Source organism: Sedimentitalea arenosa (assembly GCF_016428585.1).
In the GTDB taxonomy this organism is placed as follows: Bacteria; Pseudomonadota; Alphaproteobacteria; order Rhodobacterales; family Rhodobacteraceae; genus Sedimentitalea; species Sedimentitalea arenosa.
Genome location: NZ_JAELVR010000004.1, coordinates 87995 through 104970, shown reverse-complemented (window position 1 = coordinate 104970; position 16976 = coordinate 87995). Strand labels below are relative to the sequence as shown.

At 65.8% G+C, this 16976-nt stretch carries 17 protein-coding genes; 5 read left to right on the top strand and 12 right to left on the bottom strand.

Features of this window, described 5'->3' with window-relative positions:
- The first annotated feature begins 3 nt into the window (after nucleotides 1-3).
- Both JF290_RS07005 and JF290_RS07000 read left to right on the top strand, forming a co-directional pair.
- The gene (locus tag JF290_RS07005; protein ID WP_199024129.1) at nucleotides 4-720 is read left to right on the top strand and encodes an AzlC family ABC transporter permease; all 717 of its coding nucleotides are present in this window, start codon (nucleotides 4-6) and stop codon (nucleotides 718-720) included.
- On the top strand, nucleotides 717-1061 hold the full coding sequence (locus JF290_RS07000; protein ID WP_199024128.1) for an AzlD domain-containing protein: 345 nt from the start codon (nucleotides 717-719) through the stop codon (nucleotides 1059-1061). The genes JF290_RS07005 and JF290_RS07000 overlap by 4 nt, the downstream gene beginning before the upstream one ends.
- On the opposite strand, the gene JF290_RS06995 is transcribed toward JF290_RS07000, so the two are convergent.
- The 7 genes from JF290_RS06995 to JF290_RS06965 form a co-directional block, all read right to left on the bottom strand.
- Nucleotides 1050-1658, bottom strand: coding sequence for a hypothetical protein (locus JF290_RS06995; RefSeq protein ID WP_199024127.1), 609 nt, complete (start codon nucleotides 1656-1658; stop codon nucleotides 1050-1052). The two genes, JF290_RS07000 and JF290_RS06995, sit on opposite strands and share 12 nt — an antisense overlap.
- 13 nt (nucleotides 1659-1671) lie before the next feature.
- Nucleotides 1672-1806, bottom strand: coding sequence for an aa3-type cytochrome c oxidase subunit IV (locus JF290_RS06990; protein WP_199024126.1), 135 nt, complete (start codon nucleotides 1804-1806; stop codon nucleotides 1672-1674).
- A gap of 114 nt (nucleotides 1807-1920) precedes the next feature.
- Nucleotides 1921-2505, bottom strand: a complete 585-nt coding sequence (locus JF290_RS06985) for a hypothetical protein (RefSeq protein WP_233155187.1) — start codon at nucleotides 2503-2505, stop codon at nucleotides 1921-1923.
- Nucleotides 2492-4336 carry a glycerophosphodiester phosphodiesterase family protein gene (locus JF290_RS06980; RefSeq protein ID WP_199024125.1) on the bottom strand — a complete coding sequence of 615 codons (1845 nt, stop codon included), beginning with the start codon at nucleotides 4334-4336 and terminating at the stop codon, nucleotides 2492-2494. The genes JF290_RS06985 and JF290_RS06980 overlap by 14 nt, the downstream gene beginning before the upstream one ends.
- A 61-nt stretch (nucleotides 4337-4397) precedes the next feature.
- Complete coding sequence (locus JF290_RS06975; RefSeq protein ID WP_199024124.1) at nucleotides 4398-4850, bottom strand: DUF6173 family protein; 453 nt, start codon at nucleotides 4848-4850, stop codon at nucleotides 4398-4400.
- Between the two features lie 4 nt (nucleotides 4851-4854).
- On the bottom strand, nucleotides 4855-5901 hold the full coding sequence (locus JF290_RS06970; RefSeq protein WP_425503933.1) for an MBL fold metallo-hydrolase: 1047 nt from the start codon (nucleotides 5899-5901) through the stop codon (nucleotides 4855-4857).
- Between the two features lie 2 nt (nucleotides 5902-5903).
- Nucleotides 5904-7610, bottom strand: a complete 1707-nt coding sequence (locus JF290_RS06965) for an acyl-CoA dehydrogenase family protein (protein WP_199024123.1) — start codon at nucleotides 7608-7610, stop codon at nucleotides 5904-5906.
- 124 nt (nucleotides 7611-7734) lie between these two features.
- Between JF290_RS06965 and JF290_RS06960 the strand changes: the two genes are divergently transcribed.
- Complete coding sequence (locus JF290_RS06960) at nucleotides 7735-8685, top strand: L-threonylcarbamoyladenylate synthase (protein ID WP_199024348.1); 951 nt, start codon at nucleotides 7735-7737, stop codon at nucleotides 8683-8685.
- Nucleotides 8686-8698: 13 nt separating this feature from the next.
- Here the strand turns inward: JF290_RS06960 and JF290_RS06955 are convergent, their stop codons facing one another.
- The gene (locus tag JF290_RS06955) at nucleotides 8699-9253 is read right to left on the bottom strand and encodes a YqgE/AlgH family protein (protein ID WP_199024122.1); all 555 of its coding nucleotides are present in this window, start codon (nucleotides 9251-9253) and stop codon (nucleotides 8699-8701) included.
- 168 nt (nucleotides 9254-9421) lie between these two features.
- On the opposite strand from JF290_RS06955, the gene JF290_RS06950 reads away from it, so the two are divergent.
- Both JF290_RS06950 and JF290_RS06945 read left to right on the top strand, forming a co-directional pair.
- Nucleotides 9422-10237 carry a protein-disulfide reductase DsbD domain-containing protein gene (locus JF290_RS06950; protein WP_199024121.1) on the top strand — a complete coding sequence of 272 codons (816 nt, stop codon included), beginning with the start codon at nucleotides 9422-9424 and terminating at the stop codon, nucleotides 10235-10237.
- Nucleotide 10238: 1 nt separating this feature from the next.
- On the top strand, nucleotides 10239-10676 hold the full coding sequence (locus JF290_RS06945) for an NUDIX hydrolase (protein ID WP_199024120.1): 438 nt from the start codon (nucleotides 10239-10241) through the stop codon (nucleotides 10674-10676).
- Here the strand turns inward: JF290_RS06945 and JF290_RS06940 are convergent.
- The 4 genes from JF290_RS06940 to JF290_RS06925 all read right to left on the bottom strand — a co-directional run bounded on the left by JF290_RS06940 (nucleotide 10658) and on the right by JF290_RS06925 (nucleotide 16949).
- On the bottom strand, nucleotides 10658-14056 hold the full coding sequence (locus JF290_RS06940; RefSeq protein WP_199024119.1) for an efflux RND transporter permease subunit: 3399 nt from the start codon (nucleotides 14054-14056) through the stop codon (nucleotides 10658-10660). The genes JF290_RS06945 and JF290_RS06940 overlap by 19 nt on opposite strands.
- Before the next feature lie 3 nt (nucleotides 14057-14059).
- A complete protein-coding gene (locus JF290_RS06935; protein WP_199024118.1) occupies nucleotides 14060-15514 on the bottom strand; it encodes an efflux RND transporter periplasmic adaptor subunit in 1455 nt (484 codons plus the stop codon).
- Nucleotides 15515-15607: 93 nt separating this feature from the next.
- A complete protein-coding gene (gene moaB, locus JF290_RS06930; protein WP_199024117.1) occupies nucleotides 15608-16150 on the bottom strand; it encodes a molybdenum cofactor biosynthesis protein B in 543 nt (180 codons plus the stop codon).
- 13 nt (nucleotides 16151-16163) lie between these two features.
- Nucleotides 16164-16949 (bottom strand): uracil-DNA glycosylase, encoded by a 786-nt coding sequence (locus JF290_RS06925; protein ID WP_199024116.1) that lies wholly within the window; start codon nucleotides 16947-16949, stop codon nucleotides 16164-16166.
- Nucleotides 16950-16976: the final 27 nt, after the last annotated feature.

Below are 16976 nucleotides of genomic sequence, written 5' to 3'. Positions count from 1 at the left end.
TGCATGACGGCGACCACACCGAATTCGTACTTCTGGCGGGGCATTCGCGACAGCCTGCCTTTCGTGTTCGTGGCTGGTCCGTTCGGTTTGCTGTTTGGCGTGCTTGCGGTCGAGGCCGGATTGAACCTGCTGGAGACCATGACCTTCACGATGACCGTGTTCGCCGGTGCGGCCCAGTTCACGGCGCTGCAGCTGATGCAGGAGAACACGCCCACCCTGATCGTCTTGGCCTCGGCTCTGGCGGTCAACCTGCGCGTAGCGATGTATTCCGCCTCGCTGACGCCCTACCTCGGGGCGGCGCCACTGTGGCAACGGACCCTTGCCGCCTATTTCACGGTCGATCAATCCTATGCCCTCTCCATCGTGCGCTTCGAACTCGAACCCGAGATGACGATCGCGCAGCGCATGGCCTATTTCGCCGGAACCGTCGGCCTGATCGCGCCACTCTGGTACCTGGCGACCCTCGCCGGCGCGATGATGGGGGCGCAAATTCCCGAAAGCTGGGCGCTCGACTTCGCGCTGCCGATCGCGTTCCTCGCGATGATCGCGCCGATGCTGCGCACGCCGGCGCATGTGATCGCGGCGCTGGTTTCGATCGTGACCGCGATCCTGGCTGCCGGCGTGCCTTACAACCTCGGCCTGCTGATCGCCGGGTTCGCCGGTATGATGGCCGGTGCACAGGCGGAACTGGCGCTCGAGCGCAAGGCCCGGACCCGATGACCGAGACCGTTCAGGCGTTCGACCAGGCCACGCTCTGGACCGTGATCGCAGGGCTCGCGATCGGCAGTTTCGCGCTGCGCTTCGTGTTCATCGGGCTGGTCGGCAATCGGGCGATGCCGACATGGCTGTTGCGTCACCTGCGCTACACCGCGGTCGCGATCCTGCCCGCGCTGGTCACGCCGCTGGTGATCTGGCCTGCCGCGACGGGCGGCGAACCCGATGCCGCACGCATGGCCGCCGCCGGCATGACGCTGGCTGTCGGCTTGCTGACACGGAACGTGGTCGCAGCGATTTTCAGCGGTGCGGTGACGCTGTTCGGACTTCTCTACCTACTCGGATGATCGCGCATCGGCTTCGGCCAGTGCGAGTTGCAGGTCGGGATTGTCGTTCTCGTAATAACGCGTGGTCACGACGCCAGGCATCTCTTCGAGCTGTGCCATCAGCTTCTTCGGGCGCATCGTGGTGCTGACGTTTTCGAACCCGGGCACGTTGGCCAGCAGCTTGGAGGTCGCGCTGGTGCAGAAGGCGCCCGGCACGGCACCGTTGGACAGGGCAAGGCGATAGGCCGTTTCCGCCTGCTCGGGCGTGACCTGCACTGTCTGGCTGACCACGTGGTAGGTGCTGCGCGCATGCGCGCTGCGATAGGCCTTTTCCATGCCGGGAGTGATACCGAACAGCACATCGTCCCGCTCGGGCACAGCGGAGGAATAGAAGGAGCCGGCGGGGTCGAAGATCACTTGCTCGGACGCGTTGATCAGCATCGCGGTATGGGCACCCTCGCCCGAACGGTTGTTGATCATCGTGTAGACGGTCAGCGACTTCGGCCCCGGCTCCCTGTAGGAAGCAGCCAAGACTTCGGCGTCCGAAGCATAGGGCTGCTGGGTCGCGCAACCAGCTACGGTCAGCAGCAAGGCTGCCGCGATCAGGAAACGCCGCATGTCAGGCGATCTGTCAGCGAGCGAAAATGGCGAGGAAGACGAGAACGGCCAGAATGACGATCACCGCCCAGGTGGTCCACTTCATGAACCCGTCGAAAGTCTCGGTCTGGACCTTGATGTCCATCTCGCCGTGCTTGTGTTCCGCCATGTCAGTTTTCCCGTTCGCGTTGGTTTTGGCCTGATTAGCGCATTCGCAAATCCATGTCACCACGTCAATCGCGCGCAGGCCGCGCGACGTCAATCATGGACAGGCAACGCGGGATCAATCGCCTGTCAGCGTCTGCAGCACCGAACAGTTGGGATAGCCATACCCCCACCGCCAGGACAGACCGGAACACGGCCCGCCACCGAACCGGACGGCAAGATGCATCGCATCCGCGATCAGGCCGTATGCCAACTCGACCCGGTCGGGTGTCACGCCATATTGCTCGGCCAGTTCGCTCCGGCGCAACCGGCCGGTCTCGTTGACGCAAGAGCGCAGTTCGGCGTCGGCCAGAACGCGCGCGTCATAACTCTCCTCCGCCGTCGAGGCCTCGGCGGCGGCGTGATAGGCGCGGTCATGCGTGAAACAGCAGGCTTCCCATGGCGGCGCGGCCTTATAGGTTTCGGCAAACTCGGGAAACCGGGCCGAGACCATGCCCCAGACCTGCGACAGCCCGCCGCTGCACCCATCGGTTTCAAATGGCGCGAGCCCGGTATCGGGCCGGGCAATCCGGTCGATCAGCGCCTGGTGCGCGCGCAGTTCCAGCGTCCGGGTCAGCCCGGTTTCGGGCTCCTGCGCCAGCACCGGACCGGCCACCAGCACCACGAGGGCCGCGACTCGCGGCACAGTTCTAGGGCGAGCCATCGCGATAGGCCTTGTCGTTGAGCGCGATGCCCAGTTCCTCGGTCAACCACAGAACAAGCCGTTCGGGCGTGCTGAGGTCCGCCCGTGCGGCGACCACCTTGCGGGCGAGCGCCGGTTCGTCCGTGATCAGCCCGTCGGCACCCATCGATATCATCTTGGACATCTCGAGCGGATCGTTCACCGTCCAGACGAACAGCGCCTTGCCGCGGTTCTCGAGAGAACGCGCCAGCCAGGGGCTCGCCCTGCCCGCGCTGACCGCGACGAAATCGCCATCCAGCCCCGAGAGATCCCCGACCGCCGTGGCGGCCAGAACGCCGCTCGGCCAGTCCGGCCGCAGCTCCAGCATCTTCTGCACCAGCGGGTATTTCAGCGACATGGTGGCGACCTGGTCCTGCATGCCCAGGTCCTCGACGATCTCGATCACGCGATGTTCAAGGTTCTCGTTGTGCCCGTAATACTTGAGTTCGATCAGAACTTTCGCCCTATCCCGGGCGCGTTCCAGAACCTCGCGCAGCAGCGGGGTGCGCTGGTCGGCATAGACCGGATCGAACCAGCCCCCGATATCGATCTCGGCCAGGTCCTCCATCGTGGCGTTCCAGACCTTGAGATCGACGCCGGCCAGTTTCATGAAGTCGCTGTCATGGACCACGACGATCTGCCCGTCCGCGGTTTCCTGCACGTCGATCTCGACCCAGTCGGCCCCGTCCTCGAGCGCCTGTTCGACCGAGGCCAACGTGTTCTCGGGTCGGATTCCGGCAGCGCCGCGATGGGCGATGATCTCGACATTGTCCTTTGTCGAAATCCCATCGATGATGCGCGCCCCGGCCCAGAACCCGACACCAACCACAACTGCGAGAACACCGATGGCGCCAAGCAGGCGCGCCTTGACGCCCTTGGCGCGCGGGGCCGGTGGCACCTCGAGCGCCGCGTCGGGTGCATAGAGCCCGTCGATCACCCGGGCGAGAGCGGCCAACGCCAATGCCGAAATCACCAGCCGGGCCAGCATCCAAAGGGCCGCCACCGCCAGCGTGACGGTCAGCACCCCGCGCAAGCCCGATTCCAGGTCGAAGGGGATCAGGTTCAGGATCAGCCCCGCCAGCAGCGCCACGGCGTTGAGCATGAGGAAACGCAGAAGCAGCCAGACCAGAATCTTGCGCTGCAACCGAAACTTCTTGCCTGCCATGAGCGCCGCACTTTCACGGAAGGCTGCCGTCGGCGCGGTCTTTGCAAAGAGCACGAGGTGCAGCGACAGCGCCCAGCCGGTCAGTTGCACCAGCAGCAGCGCGGCCAACAGCAGCACCAGAAGCCCGATCAGCGCAGCGGCCACCAACGCCTCTGTCGGTTTTTGGGTCAGGTAGTAGTTGATGTCATAGTCGCTCAGCAGCATCCAGGCGACCAGCAGCCCGGCCAGAACGAAAGGCGCCGCCAGCACCAACACCCGGAGCACGAAGAGCACGGCGAATTGCAGTAGAGGCCAGCCCCGATGCGCGACGGCGAAAACCGCAGTGCGCACAGTCTCGAACCGTTCCTGGGCGCCGGATCGCCAGATCGCCGTCATCAGCGCGAAGCCCAGAACCTCGACGACCAAAAGCAGGCTCAGCACCAAGACCGCGGCGACGAATCCCGCAGGGCTCAGGATGAACCCGGCGATATCCTGGTCGGTCAGTGCCGATTGCGCCGAGAGCGAGACCGAAAAGCCGATGAGCGCCGCCAGAAGCGGTGCGAGGACGGAATAGCTGACCAGACGCAGCGCGAGGTAGACGCCCACGATCACCCTGCGGCGGCTCCACGCATCCGTGAATGCGCCGAGAACTGCTGAAACGGCCGTCATGATCGAGACCTCCCTTGTGTCCGGTCCCATAAAAGGGGGCGGACGGTCTCAGCACAAGGGGTCAGTCCTCTTCCAGCCCGGCCGCCAACCTGAACCCGATGCGCGTGGCGGGCGCATCCTCGAGCGGCTTGGGCAGTGCGCGCAGCAAAACGCTCAGCTGGCTGACATGCTGCACCAGTTGCGTGCGCACACCCGAGGCATCCGTACCATAGAAGGTCACGATGTCGGGATCATAGTATCCGAGCCCCTGGATCCGCAGGACACCGGCGTCGCCGCCGGCGAAGCCCATCGCCACTTCGTGCTCAGCGTCGAGTTGCTGTTCGAAGTTCTGGATGTACAGGATCAGCCGTTCATAGGCCCATTGCGCCGGGCTCTTACCGTCGACCGGCTGTTTCAGACGGTTGGGCACCGCCGAGGGGCCTGCGCAATCGTCGGGATCGGCATGAACCTCGCGCATCTTCGGCAAGACGTCGGCCTCGATCGCTTCGGCGGTGGTGCTGATCTTCTCGTCCATCGGCTCACTCCCTGCGTTGATAGAGCCACGCCCCGTCATCGCGGCGGGTGCGGCTGACCCGTCCCTGCTTGTAGAGATGGTTGACATGGGCAATCGCTTCAACCAGCGCGAGCCCGTACTCTCCCGGCCCGATGCGCCGCTTGAACAGCGTCGTGAAGCAGGCCGAGGCGGGCTTCGGCTCGCTCAGCAGTTCGGTCAGCCGTCGCAACGCGCCGTGGTGGTTCTCGATCAACTGCTGCAACCGGAACGGCAGACCGGTAAAGGGCAGCTTGTGCCCGCCGAGGACCAGATGATCCTCGCGCGCCATCGGCTGAAAGCGCTCGCAGGCCTCAAGCCAACCTTCCAGCGGATCGGCCTCGGGTTCGGTGGCGTAGACGCCGATATTGGGACTGATCGACGACAGGATCTGGTCCCCCGAGATCACGAGATGATCGTCGCGGCTCCAGAAGGTGGCGTGTTCGGGGGCATGTCCGTTGCCGATATGCACATCCCAGCGACGCCCGCCCATCTCGATCACGTCGCCCTGTTTCACCCGCGTGAAGCCCAGCGGCATTGGCGCGACGATGTCGGCGTAGTTGAACGGTTTTTCCGCCGCACGCTGCGCGTAGATCTCTGGATCCATCCCCGCGCTGCGCCAGAAGGCGAGGGTTTCGGGCGGCGGGCGCGTCTGGTCGTCCAGTAGCAGCATCCGCGCGAACAGCCAGGCTGTGCGCGTCGTGATCAACTCGGCCCCGTGCTCGGCCTGGAACCATCCGGCGAGACCCACGTGGTCGGGATGGTGATGCGTCACCACGACCCGGTGAACCGGTTTGCCCGCGAGGGGGCCGGCCAGCAAGTCGCCCCATATCCGCCGTGTCGTTCCAGTGTCGAACCCGGTGTCGATCACGGTCCATCCGTCGCCATCATCCAGCGCGTAGATGTTCACGTGATCGAGCTTCATCGGCAGCGGCAGGCGCATCCACAACACGCCCGGCGCCACCTCTGTCGCCTCCCTCTGAGCGGGGGGCGTTTCCCAGGGATATCTCAGGATCGGCGCAACGTCGGCATCCACGCTCACGCCACCAGGTCGTCGAGGCTGAGCGCATAGATCCCGTCCGAGCCACGCTGCGCATGGGCCAGCAGGCCGACATGTTCGGGCAACATGCGTTCGATGTAGAAACGGGCCAGGTGTTCGCGCGGCCCGCCCTTGTCGGCCATCGCCGCCATCAAGTGGAAATGCCCGCCCAGAACCCGCGCAAAGGCGCGCAGATAGGGCACGGCGCCCGCGAAGCGATCGTTCACGTCATCCTGCGCCACCAGCCATTCGGTCGCCTCGCGCAGCGTTTCCTTGGCCTGCCAGACCGCCTCTGCCATTTCGGGGAGCACATCGCGGGCAGCTTCGGCATGGGCTTCGATCTCGTCCAGCAACTGCGACGCAGCCTCGCCGCCATCCATCATCTTGCGCACGACCAGATCCATCGCCTGGATGCCATTGGTACCTTCGTAGATCGTGGTCACCCGCACGTCGCGCGCGTATTGCGCCGCGCCGGTTTCCTCGATGAAGCCCATACCGCCATGCACCTGCACGCCCATGTTGGCCAGGTCGACGCCGGTATCGGTGCCGAAAGCCTTTGTGATCGGCGTCAGCAGCGCCGCGCGCGCCGCCCAGTCGGGCTCGCCAGTGGCAGTTTCCATGTCGATCGCGACGGCACAGGACAAGGCGATGGCGCGCGCCGCGAAGATGTCGGCCTTCATCGTCGTCAGCATCCGGCGGACATCGGCATGGGCAGCGATCGTGTAGCCGTGATAGGACCGACCCTGCTTGCGGTCGAGCGCATAGGCCAGGGCATGCTGGTAGGCGCCCTCGGCAACGCCGATGCCTTGCCCGCCGACTCCAAGCCGCGCGTTGTTCATCATCGTGAACATCGCCGCCATGCCGTCATGCTCTTCGCCGATCAGCCAGCCGGTCGCGCCGTCATACTGCATGACGGCGGTGGGCGAGCCATGCAGGCCCATCTTGTGTTCGAGGGACACCACCTTGAGCGAATTGGCGACGCCCGCCTTGCCATCTGCATCGGGAATGCGCTTTGGCACCAGGAACAACGAGATCCCCTTGGTGCCCTTGGGACCGTCGGGCAGACGCGCAAGGACGAGGTGGCAGACATTGTCCGCGACGTCGTGATCGCCCCAGCTGATATAGATCTTCTGCCCGGTGATCGCATAGGTGCCATCCCCGTTGGGCTCGGCCTTGGTGCTCAGCGCCCCGACATCCGACCCGGCCTGCGGCTCGGTCAGGTTCATCGTCCCGGTCCATTCGCCCGACATCAACTTGGGCAGATACAGGGCCTTCAGCTCGTCGCTGGCGTGATGCTCGAGCGCCTCGATCTGCCCCTGGCTCATCAGCGGGGCCAGTTGCAATGCGATGCAGGCCGCGGCCATCATCTCGTTGACCGCGGTGGTCACGGTCATCGGCAGGCCCATTCCGCCATACTCCACATCACCGCTGATGCCGATCCAGCCACCTTCGGCGATGGCGCGCCAGCCCTCGGCGAAGCCCGGTGAGGTGCGAACGATGCCGTTCTCAAGTCGCGCCGGGTGCAGGTCGCCATTGCGCTGCAACGGCGCGATGACTTCCTCGCACATCTTGCCCGCTTCGGTCAGGATGGCTCCGACCACGTCGGGCGTGGCGTCCGAGAACCTTTCTGTGGCGACGACCTGCTGGAATCCGACCACCTTGTCGAACAAGAACTCGTAGTCTGAAACCGGCGCACGATAGGGCATGGGTAACCTCTTGGGCTGGGCGCGAGCGGACTTGGATTCGGCTGGTACCGCCGCTATGGAAAGAATGCCAACCCATTCCAAACCACACCGCTCCGCCACGCAACCGAAACGCCGCGTCACAGCCATGGACAGTCCAGACCCGCTCATCCTGCCGTCGACCGAGGCGGGCATCGCGCGTGCCGCGAGGCTGCTGCGCGCGGGCGAACTGGTCGCGTTCCCGACCGAAACCGTCTATGGGCTTGGTGCCGACGCCACCTCTGGACCTGCGGTCGCCGCCATCTACGCCGCCAAGGGCCGGCCCAGTTTCAACCCGCTGATTGTCCACGTGGCCGACGCCGAGGCCGCCCGACGCCATGTCGTCTGGTCCAACATGGCCGAACGTCTGGCAGGCGCATTCTGGCCGGGTCCGCTGACCCTGGTGTTGCCGCTTGCGCCAGATCACGGCATCGCGTCGCTGGTGACGGCGGGCTTGGAGACACTGGCCGTTCGCGTTCCGGCGCAGCCATCTTCGCAGGCTTTGCTGCGAGCCGTCGACCGTCCTGTCGCCGCCCCCTCGGCCAACCCGTCAGGACGGATCAGTGCAACAACGGCGTTGCATGTGGCGGCCGGTCTGGGCCCGCGAGTCGCGGCGATTCTCGATGACGGCCCCTGCACTGTGGGGCTGGAATCCACGATTCTCGGAATCGCGTCGGAGGGACCGGTCTTGCTCCGCCCCGGCGGGCTCGCCACCGAACGGATCGAAGACCTGCTCGGCGAGACACTGAGGCAACGCGAGGACAGCGAAGGATTGTCGGCGCCGGGCCAGATGCTGTCACACTACGCCCCGGCCGCCGCCGTCCGCCTGAACGCAAATGCTGCGCGGACTGGCGAGGTGCTGCTCGGCTTCGGCCCCATGGACTGCGACCTCAACCTCTCGCCCACGGGAGACCTTGCTGAGGCCGCCGCCAACCTGTTCGATCATCTGCATCGTCTGGATGCCACCGGCCGTCCGATCGCGGTCGCGCCGGTCCCTGTGCAAGGCCTCGGACTGGCGATCAACGACAGGCTGCGCCGCGCGGCCGCTCCGCGGGACTGAACCGCCCCGCGTCTCAGGCGTGACCGGCGCTCGCCGACAGGGTCAGCGGATCGACGCCCAGCGATTGCAGGGCCGCGCCCCATTTCTCGCTATCCGCCGCATCGAAGACGAGGTTCGCATCCGCATCCGCCGTCAGCCAGCCGTTCAGGGCGATCTCGCTTTCCAGTTGGCCTGGCCCCCAGCCCGCATAGCCCAGCATCATCAGAGCCTTGTCGGGTCCGCTGCCGGTCGCGATATCCTCGAGAATGTCGAGCGTTGCCGTCATGCTGAACTCGTCGCTGACCGGCATCGACTGCAGGCTCGAGGCGTATTCGGAGGAATGCAGCACGAATCCCCGGGCGCTTTCTACCGGACCGCCGAAATGAACCGGCATGTCCTGGCCAGGGGGAGTCGGGCTGATGTCGAGCTGTTCCAGAAGATGCGACAGGCGCACGTCCTCGGCCGGCTTGTTGATGATCAGCCCCATGGCGCCATCGTCCCCGTGGCTGCACAGGAACACGACGGAGTGCTCGAACCGCAGGTCACCCATCCCGGGCATCGCGATCAAGAGTTTTCCCGTCAGATCCATACGTCGTCCCTGTTGCACCACACCGGTCACGGAGCCGTGTCCAACCGGGTGTCTCCAACATGGCCGCGCAGTCCGCGTCGTGCAAGACCCCCGAGGCGCGACAGAATAGGCGCAGCATTGACCGGAACGTGACTTGGCATTTCATCGCGAAAGCCGCATGTATCCTGAATGATGAACCGTATCGCAGCTCTTCTGGCCGTTGTCGCCGCCGTTTCGCTCTCGCCGACTGGGCTTCGCGCGCAAGTGGCGATGGACGATCTCGTGCGGGTCCATGTGCTGGACGGCGGGCAGACCGGAAGCGGCACCTATATGAGCGCACTTCGGCTGGTCCTTTCGGACGGGTGGAAGACCTATTGGCGCGCGCCCGGCGACGCGGGCATTCCGCCGCAATTCGACTGGAGCGGATCGAGCAATATCGGCAAGGTCAGCTATCACTGGCCGACCCCGCACGTGTTCGATCAGAACGGCGTGCAGTCCATCGGATATGACCGGCAACTGGTTCTGCCCGTCGAGGTCACGCCACGCGATCCGTCCCAACCGGTGCGCCTGAAGGGAACCGTCGAGATCGGCCTCTGCAAGGATGTCTGCATCCCGGGCACGCTGACGGTCGACCATACGCTTGACGCCAAGGCTGGCCGCCACCCGGCCATTGCCGCGGCGATGGCGCAGCGCCCCTACAGCCGCGGCGAAGCCGGCGTCAGCGCAGCCACCTGCCGTCTGAGCCCGACCAGTGACGGCATGCGGATCGAGGCGCGGATCACGATGCCATCCTCGGGCGGGACGGAAGTCGCCGTGATCGAACCGGGCAGCGCGCTGATCTGGGCGTCGCCTGCCGAGACCCGCAGGCAAGGCAACGTGCTGTTCGCCGCCAGCGACCTCGTTCATGTCAAGAACGGTCCGTTGGCGCTGGATCGCTCGGCCATCCGCATCACGGTGCTGGGCAAACGTCACGCGGTGGATATCGTCGGCTGCAGCCCCGGATGACATGACTCTTTCGGCACCACGGCTCGGGGCGATCGCGGTCCTGTTCGACGGCGAAAATGTCCTGCTGGCACGCCGCCGCAATCCGCCGGACGCCGGTCTCTGGGGTTTTCCGGGCGGCCACGTCGAACTGGGCGAAAGCGCGCTGGACGCTGCCGCGCGCGAGGTGTTCGAGGAAACCGGAATCACAGCCGAACCGCTCGAGTATCTGACCAATATCGACGTCGTACGCCACGGTGCGGAGGGCCGCGTTACCGTCCACTACCTTCTGGCCGCTGTCTTGTGCCGCTATGTGCGGGGCACGCCGATGCCGGCGGATGATGTGACTGAGGCAACCTGGGTGCCTTTGGCGCGCCTGCGCGCAGGTGGCCTCGTTACCAGTGACCGGGTGCTGCCGCTTGCGGAACAGGCGCTGTTGCGGCTTCAGGCCCGGCGCGACTGAGCGCGGCCAAGACCCACCGCCGCCACGAGGAAAGCCAGCAGAGTGATCAGAAAAGCGCCCGGCACAAAGAGCGCCAACGCAGCGCGGAGCGCGCCCGTGGCCGCGAGTCCCGGCGCGAGTCCTTCGAGTCCCGGCAGCAGGCGGCCGGTCACCATGGCGAAGCCCATCGTCGCTCCCATCCACAAGAGCACAAGCGCCCCTGCCCCCGCGACCAGCCCCCGCAGCGGGCGGTTGGGGCTGTGCAGAGCGCGCCGCAGGGCGATCAGCGGGCGGCGCACATCGTTCTGGATCGCGACCAGCGCCGGAACCACCAGCAGCACCAGAACCATGCCGAAACCAAGGCCATAAACCAGCGTGATCACCGTCGGTTTCAGGAACTGCGCCTGTTGGCTCTGCTCATAGAGCAGAGGCGCGAGACCAAGCACCGTCGTCAGGGTGGTCAGCATCACCGGGCGCAGCCTGTCGGTCGCGCCATCGATAATCGACGGGATCAGGCCCCGCTCCTTGGCGTATTCGTCGATCGTCGTGACCAGGACTATCGAATCGTTGATGATGATACCGGTCATGCCGAGCAAGCCGACGACCGTGAACATGCTGAGCGGCACCTCCCAGACATTATGGCCATAGATCGTGCCGACCAGACCGAACGGGACGATCGCCATAACCACGAAAGGCCGCGTCCAGCTGGCGAAGACCCAGGCCAGCACGAGATAGATCCCTGTCAGGCACAGGATAAGACCCGTGCGCGCATCGTTGAGGAAGTCGTCCTCCTGTTCGCTGAGTCCCGACAGGCGCCATTCCACCTGCCGCTCGCTGGCGATCCGGGGCAGGATCTCGGTCTCGAGCGCGGTCTGGATCTCTTGCGCGCGGGCCGGATCGTCTTCGGAAATGTCGCCGGTGACCGAGATGAGGCGCAGCCCGTTCTCGCGCCGGACGGTGGAAAAGCCGCTGCGCCGTTCGACGCTGACGATGTCGGCGAGAGGCGCATAGACACCACCCGGTGTGCGCATATAGGTGCGTTCGAGGAAATCCGCCGTTAATTCGCCCTCGGGCAACTCGACCCGGATCGCGGCGCTGCGCGGACCGTCGGGATAGGTCGCCGCCTCGATCCCGTTCAGCCGCGCCCTGAGAGCGCGGCCCAGCGAGTCAATAGTGAAGCCGAGTGCCTGGCCCTGCGCGGTCAGGTCGAGAATCAGCTCTTCCTTGTCGTAGGCGAGGTTGTCCTGCACCGCAGAAACCTCGGGATAGCGCAGCAACGCCGTCTGCAGGTCCTGGCTTGCCGCCTTGAGCGTCTGCACGCGCGCACCGAAAAACTGCACGTCGAGCGCATCCCCGCCCGGACCAGACCTCCAGCCACGGAACGAGACCGTCTCGACCAGCGGGTGATTGCGCACGCTTTCCTGCAGCTCGGCCACGAAAGCGAAGCTGGAATAGGGTCTCAGATCGGCGTCGATCAGCTCGATCGAGATACCACCCAGGAGGTCGGTGTCCTTGGTCTCGACACCTGCCAGCCCACCGCCGGAATTGCCGCCGATCTCGGCCATAACATAATCGAGCGGATTGAGACCGTAGCGCGCCTCGTATTCCTGACCCAGAGCCTCGGTCGCGCGCTGCATCTCGCGCATCATCTCGAGCGTGTCGTCGCGGGAAGCCCCTTCGACCATGGCGAAATTCCCGGTGACCGATCCGCGTTCGGGCGCGTTGAAAAAGCGCCATTGCACGTCGCCCCGGATAAACACCGCAAGCTGGCCGGCAAGCACCGCCAGAACCGCCGCGATGACCACGTAACGCCCCCGAACCACCAAGCCCATCAATGGGCGGAACAAGGTGTCGCGTACCCATCGAAAACCCCGGTTCACGATCCGGTTGGGCAGATCGTACCAATGCTGCTTGGCCGAGTGGGCGATGGCATGGGACATGTGGTTGGGCAGGATCAGGAAACACTCGACCAGCGACGCCAGAAGCACCGCGATCACTGTAAAGGGGATATCCTTGATCAGGTCCCCGAACCGTCCGCCCACGGACGTCAGCCCGAAAAAGGCGATCACCGTCGTCAGGGTTGCGGCGAAGACCGGCATGGCCATGCGCCGTGCCGCGTTCTCGGCTGCCTGCACCGGGTGTTCGCCGAGCCGCCTTGCGCGGTAGTCCGCATGTTCGCCCACGACGATGGCGTCGTCGACCACGATGCCCAAGGTGATGATCAGGCCGAACAGGCTGACCATGTTGAGAGTCAGCCCCCCCACATACATCAGCGCGATCGCCGCGAACATCGCGACCGGGATGCCCGCGGCGACCCAAAAGGCGATGCGCGCGTTGAGGAACAGGAACAGCAGACAGATCACCAGCCCCAGTCCCATCAGGCCGTTGTCGATCAGGATATCGAGCCGCCCGCTGATCGCTTCGGCGCGGGTGCGGATCAGCTCGATGGTCACGCCGGCGGGCAGGCTGGCCTGCATCTGCTCTGCGACCTCTTCGACCGTGCGCTGAATGCCGATGGCGTCGCCCTGGTCGGACCGGTCCACCCGGATCGAGATCGCCGGGTTCGCGCCGACGAAATAGCTGCGCTTGCGGTCGACGCCTTCGACCCTGATCTCGGCGACGTCGCCGATCGTCAGCTTGGAGCCATCTGGATTGGAGCGCAGAACGATCCCGGCGATATCCTCGGCGCTGCGCTTTTCGGTGCCGGTCCGCACCCGCGCGTTGGCGCCGGTCACGTCCCCGGCCGGGTCGGCATTGACTTCGGCCGCAATGGCCTCGGCGATGTCGGTCATCCCGATATCGTTGGCGATCAGCTTGGCCGAGGGCACTTCGACGATCGTTTCGGGCGCCGCGACCCCACGAATCGTGGTGCGCGTCACACCGACCCTGAACAGGCGTGTCACCAGTTCGTCGGCGAACAGCGCCAACTGCTCGGGCGCGATGGGGCCGGTCAGGACCACGTCCGTCACCCGATCGCGCCACGCTCCGCGCCGCACTGACGGTTCTTCGGCCTCCTCGGGCAGGGTGGTGACCGCATCGACCGCCGCCTGCACGTCGTCCGCGGCGCGCGACATGTCCCAGCCGGGCTCGAAATCCAGCGTGATGTTGGCTTGCCCCTCGCGCGAGGTCGCTTCGCTGCTTTCGACCCCGTCGACCGACAGGAGCGTCGGCTCCAGCACCTGCACGATGGCACCATCGACATCCTCGGGCCCGGCACCCTCCCACTCGACCGAAACGGTGACGTTGTCGACGATCACGTCGGGAAAGAACTGCGCCCGCATGTTCGGCATCGCCGCCGCGCCCAACACCAGCATGACGACGAGCAACAGGTTCGCGACCGTGCGATGCCGCGTGAAATAGGACAGCACGCCACCGGCCGCGCGGGGTATGTCGCGCGCCACGGCCTAGCCCCCGCTTCGCGATTCGATCCGTTGCACCAGTTGCGCGGGCACGCGCGTTTCGCCCAGCTGGTTGAGCACCCTTGCCTTGGCTTCGGACGGCATCCGGTCATTGGCCTCGACCACCGCCACCAGCCGCGCGCGGCGATCTTCGGTCAGTTCCAGCATCGCCTGGTCCGGCTCGGCCTGCGCCTCGTCCCGCAACGGCCGGACCCGTATGCCCGCGCCCAGAAGCGGCGTGCGCCCGACCACCACGTCTCGCCCCGCAAGCCCCTCGCCGCGCACCAGAACGTCATCGCCCTGCCGGCGCACCAGTGTCACCGGCAACGCCTCCAGGCGATCGTCCGGCCCGATCACCAGCACCGTTCCCGAAGCGTCCAGAGCCGAGGCTGGCAGGCGGGCGACATCGGCGACCGGCGGCTCCTGCACCGCGACGGTGACGAAATCACCGGGTTTGAACCCCGGCGCGGTCTGCAGCTGCGCAAAGATCAGCCGACCCGATTGCCCCTCGCCCGCTGCGGCGCTGTCGCGGCTGATGCTCCCCGTTGCCATGAGGTCCGCACCCGCCGCATCCAGCGAAACCGTGACCTCGGCCGGGATCAGCACGCCGGACGCGTCCAGCAGGCGCGCGTACTGGGCGGTCGACACCCGGAAGGCCACTTCCAACGCCGTTGGGTCGACCAGCAGAGCCAGCTTCTCGTTCGGCGAGACCAGCCGACCCTCGACAAGGTCGACCTCGCTCAAAGTGCCATCGAAGGGAGCCGAGACAGTGGTTTCGGTCAGGTCGCGCTGCGCCGTCGCCAGCGCGATCCGGGCGCGCGCAAGGCGCGTGGCCGCCTGATCGACCCGCGCTTCGGCCTGCGCAACCGCCTGACGGCGTGACAGCACCGCCTGTCGGGCCGACGCTGCTGCCAGTTCGGCGATCTCGACGGCCGCGGCGGTACCGACCCCGCGGGATTCAAGATCTTTCTGACGCTGGAAGGCGGTTTCCCGCAGCTTGGCCTGATCCTCGGCCGCAACCAGTTCGTCGCGTGCCAGATCGAGCGAGCGCCGCGCGTCGCGGCCTTCGGCTTGCGCATCCATCAGGTCGCTTTCGACCCGATCGAACTCGGATTGCACGTTTGCCGGATCGATCTGGATCAGCACCTCGCCGGCGCGCACCTCGCCGCCTTCTTCGAAATTGTCCGCAAGATCGACGATCCGGCCGCCGATCGCCGCGCGCAGCTCCAGAGTGCGGCGACTCTGAACCTGACCGAAGGCCTGCATGAGCGGTGCGACGGTCTCGAGTTTCGCAGTCACGAGGTTGACGGCGAAGACCCGTTCACGCGCCGGCGGGGGCGAGCGGTCGTCGTTCATCCGCGTCTGGACCGCCGACACTACCAGGCTGGCCGCATAGACCAGAAGGGCCAGCGTCACGGACGCCAGGAAGACCCCAACCAGACTCTGTCGCAAGAACCGCATCCCGGAAACCTCGAAAGCGCATGTCGCGCCCTGTGTTCTAACCTAGCGGCACTGCGGAAAATGCCAAGATGGAACGGCTCTGGCGGCTCTGCGTCACTTTCTGCGTTGGTGCTCGTCCAGTCGCGGCATGATCTCGACGAAATTGCAGGGCCGGTGGCGATAATCCAGTTGCCGGGCGAGGATCTCGTCCCAGGCATCCTTGCAGGCACCGGGGCTGCCGGGCAGCGCGAAAAGATAGGTCCCGCCAGCCACGCCGCCGGTCGCGCGCGACTGCACGGCGCTGGTGCCGATCTTGGCCATCGACACCATGGTGAAGACGGTCCCAAAGGCGTCGATCTCCTTTTCGTAGACGTCGCGATGGGCTTCCACGGTCACATCACGCCCGGTCAGACCGGTGCCCCCGGTGCTGATGACCACGTCGATGTCGGACGACTCGATCCAGGCGCGCAACTGCGCGGAGATTTCGGCGCGCTCGTCCCGGATGATCTTGCGATCCGCCAGGAGATGTCCTGCTTCGGTCAACCGGTCGACCAGGACCTGGCCCGACCGGTCCTCCTCGATACTCCGGGTGTCGGACACGGTCAGAACCGCGATCCGGACCGGGATGAATTCCATGGTTTCATCAATGCGTGACATGATCAGATCCTCGTCAATTTCGCTGCTCCCGCAGCCGCGCCTGCAACTCCAGCAGATCGGCCCAGGCCTCGCGCTTGGCGCTCGGCGTGCGGAGCAGGTAGGCAGGATGCGTCATTGGCAGGACCGGGCGGCCCCAGGCCTCGGCCCAGTTTCCGCGCAGGCGCAGGATGCCGCGCCGCCCAAGAACGGCATCGCAGCTGACATTTCCCATGCAGATGAGCACATCCGGCGCGGCAAGGTCCACGTGACGCTGCAGGAACGGGCGCATCATCGCGATTTCTTCGGGCTTCGGGTCCCGATTCTGGGGCGGACGCCAGGGCACCACGTTGGTGATATAGACCGAGCTGTCGCGCGTGAGACCGATCGCCGCCAGCATCCGGTCGAGCAACTGCCCGGCACGTCCGACGAACGGCCGCCCCTCGCGGTCCTCATCCCGTCCGGGCGCCTCGCCGATGATCATCACGCGCGCGCCCGGCACGCCGTCGCAGAACACCAGGTTGCGGGCACCCTTCTTCAACTCGCAATGGGGAAAGGCGCCCAGGGCCGCCTGCAACTGGTCGAGATCCGATGCCGCCTTCGCTGCCTTGCGCGCGTCATCGACAGGGTCCACGGCTTCTGCGGCGACGTGCATCGCGGCCGCCGCGGGCGCTGTTTGCACCGCCGGCTGCGCGAGCCAGGGGGCGCGGGCCGGTGCCGCGTAACGGTCGATGGGCGCATCCGCGATCGCCTCGGTCGCGCCGAGTTCGATCTGCCACGCCAGAAGTGCGCGGGCCGTGTCCATGTCCTTCACCGAATCCATTCTAGGGACGCTAGTCGCTTCACGGGG

Coding starts and splice junctions, on each gene's coding strand:
- JF290_RS07005 (WP_199024129.1), top strand. CDS start 4: ATGACGGCGACCACACCGAATTCGTACTTCTGGCGGGGCATTCGCGAC.
- JF290_RS07000 (WP_199024128.1), top strand. CDS start 717: ATGACCGAGACCGTTCAGGCGTTCGACCAGGCCACGCTCTGGACCGTG.
- JF290_RS06995 (WP_199024127.1), bottom strand. CDS start 1,658: ATGCGGCGTTTCCTGATCGCGGCAGCCTTGCTGCTGACCGTAGCTGGT.
- JF290_RS06990 (WP_199024126.1), bottom strand. CDS start 1,806: ATGGCGGAACACAAGCACGGCGAGATGGACATCAAGGTCCAGACCGAG.
- JF290_RS06985 (WP_233155187.1), bottom strand. CDS start 2,505: ATGGCTCGCCCTAGAACTGTGCCGCGAGTCGCGGCCCTCGTGGTGCTG.
- JF290_RS06980 (WP_199024125.1), bottom strand. CDS start 4,336: ATGACGGCCGTTTCAGCAGTTCTCGGCGCATTCACGGATGCGTGGAGC.
- JF290_RS06975 (WP_199024124.1), bottom strand. CDS start 4,850: ATGGACGAGAAGATCAGCACCACCGCCGAAGCGATCGAGGCCGACGTC.
- JF290_RS06965 (WP_199024123.1), bottom strand. CDS start 7,610: ATGCCCTATCGTGCGCCGGTTTCAGACTACGAGTTCTTGTTCGACAAG.
- JF290_RS06960 (WP_199024348.1), top strand. CDS start 7,735: ATGGACAGTCCAGACCCGCTCATCCTGCCGTCGACCGAGGCGGGCATC.
- JF290_RS06955 (WP_199024122.1), bottom strand. CDS start 9,253: ATGGATCTGACGGGAAAACTCTTGATCGCGATGCCCGGGATGGGTGAC.
- JF290_RS06950 (WP_199024121.1), top strand. CDS start 9,422: ATGATGAACCGTATCGCAGCTCTTCTGGCCGTTGTCGCCGCCGTTTCG.
- JF290_RS06945 (WP_199024120.1), top strand. CDS start 10,239: ATGACTCTTTCGGCACCACGGCTCGGGGCGATCGCGGTCCTGTTCGAC.
- JF290_RS06935 (WP_199024118.1), bottom strand. CDS start 15,514: ATGCGGTTCTTGCGACAGAGTCTGGTTGGGGTCTTCCTGGCGTCCGTG.
- moaB (WP_199024117.1), bottom strand. CDS start 16,150: ATGTCACGCATTGATGAAACCATGGAATTCATCCCGGTCCGGATCGCG.
- JF290_RS06925 (WP_199024116.1), bottom strand. CDS start 16,949: ATGGATTCGGTGAAGGACATGGACACGGCCCGCGCACTTCTGGCGTGG.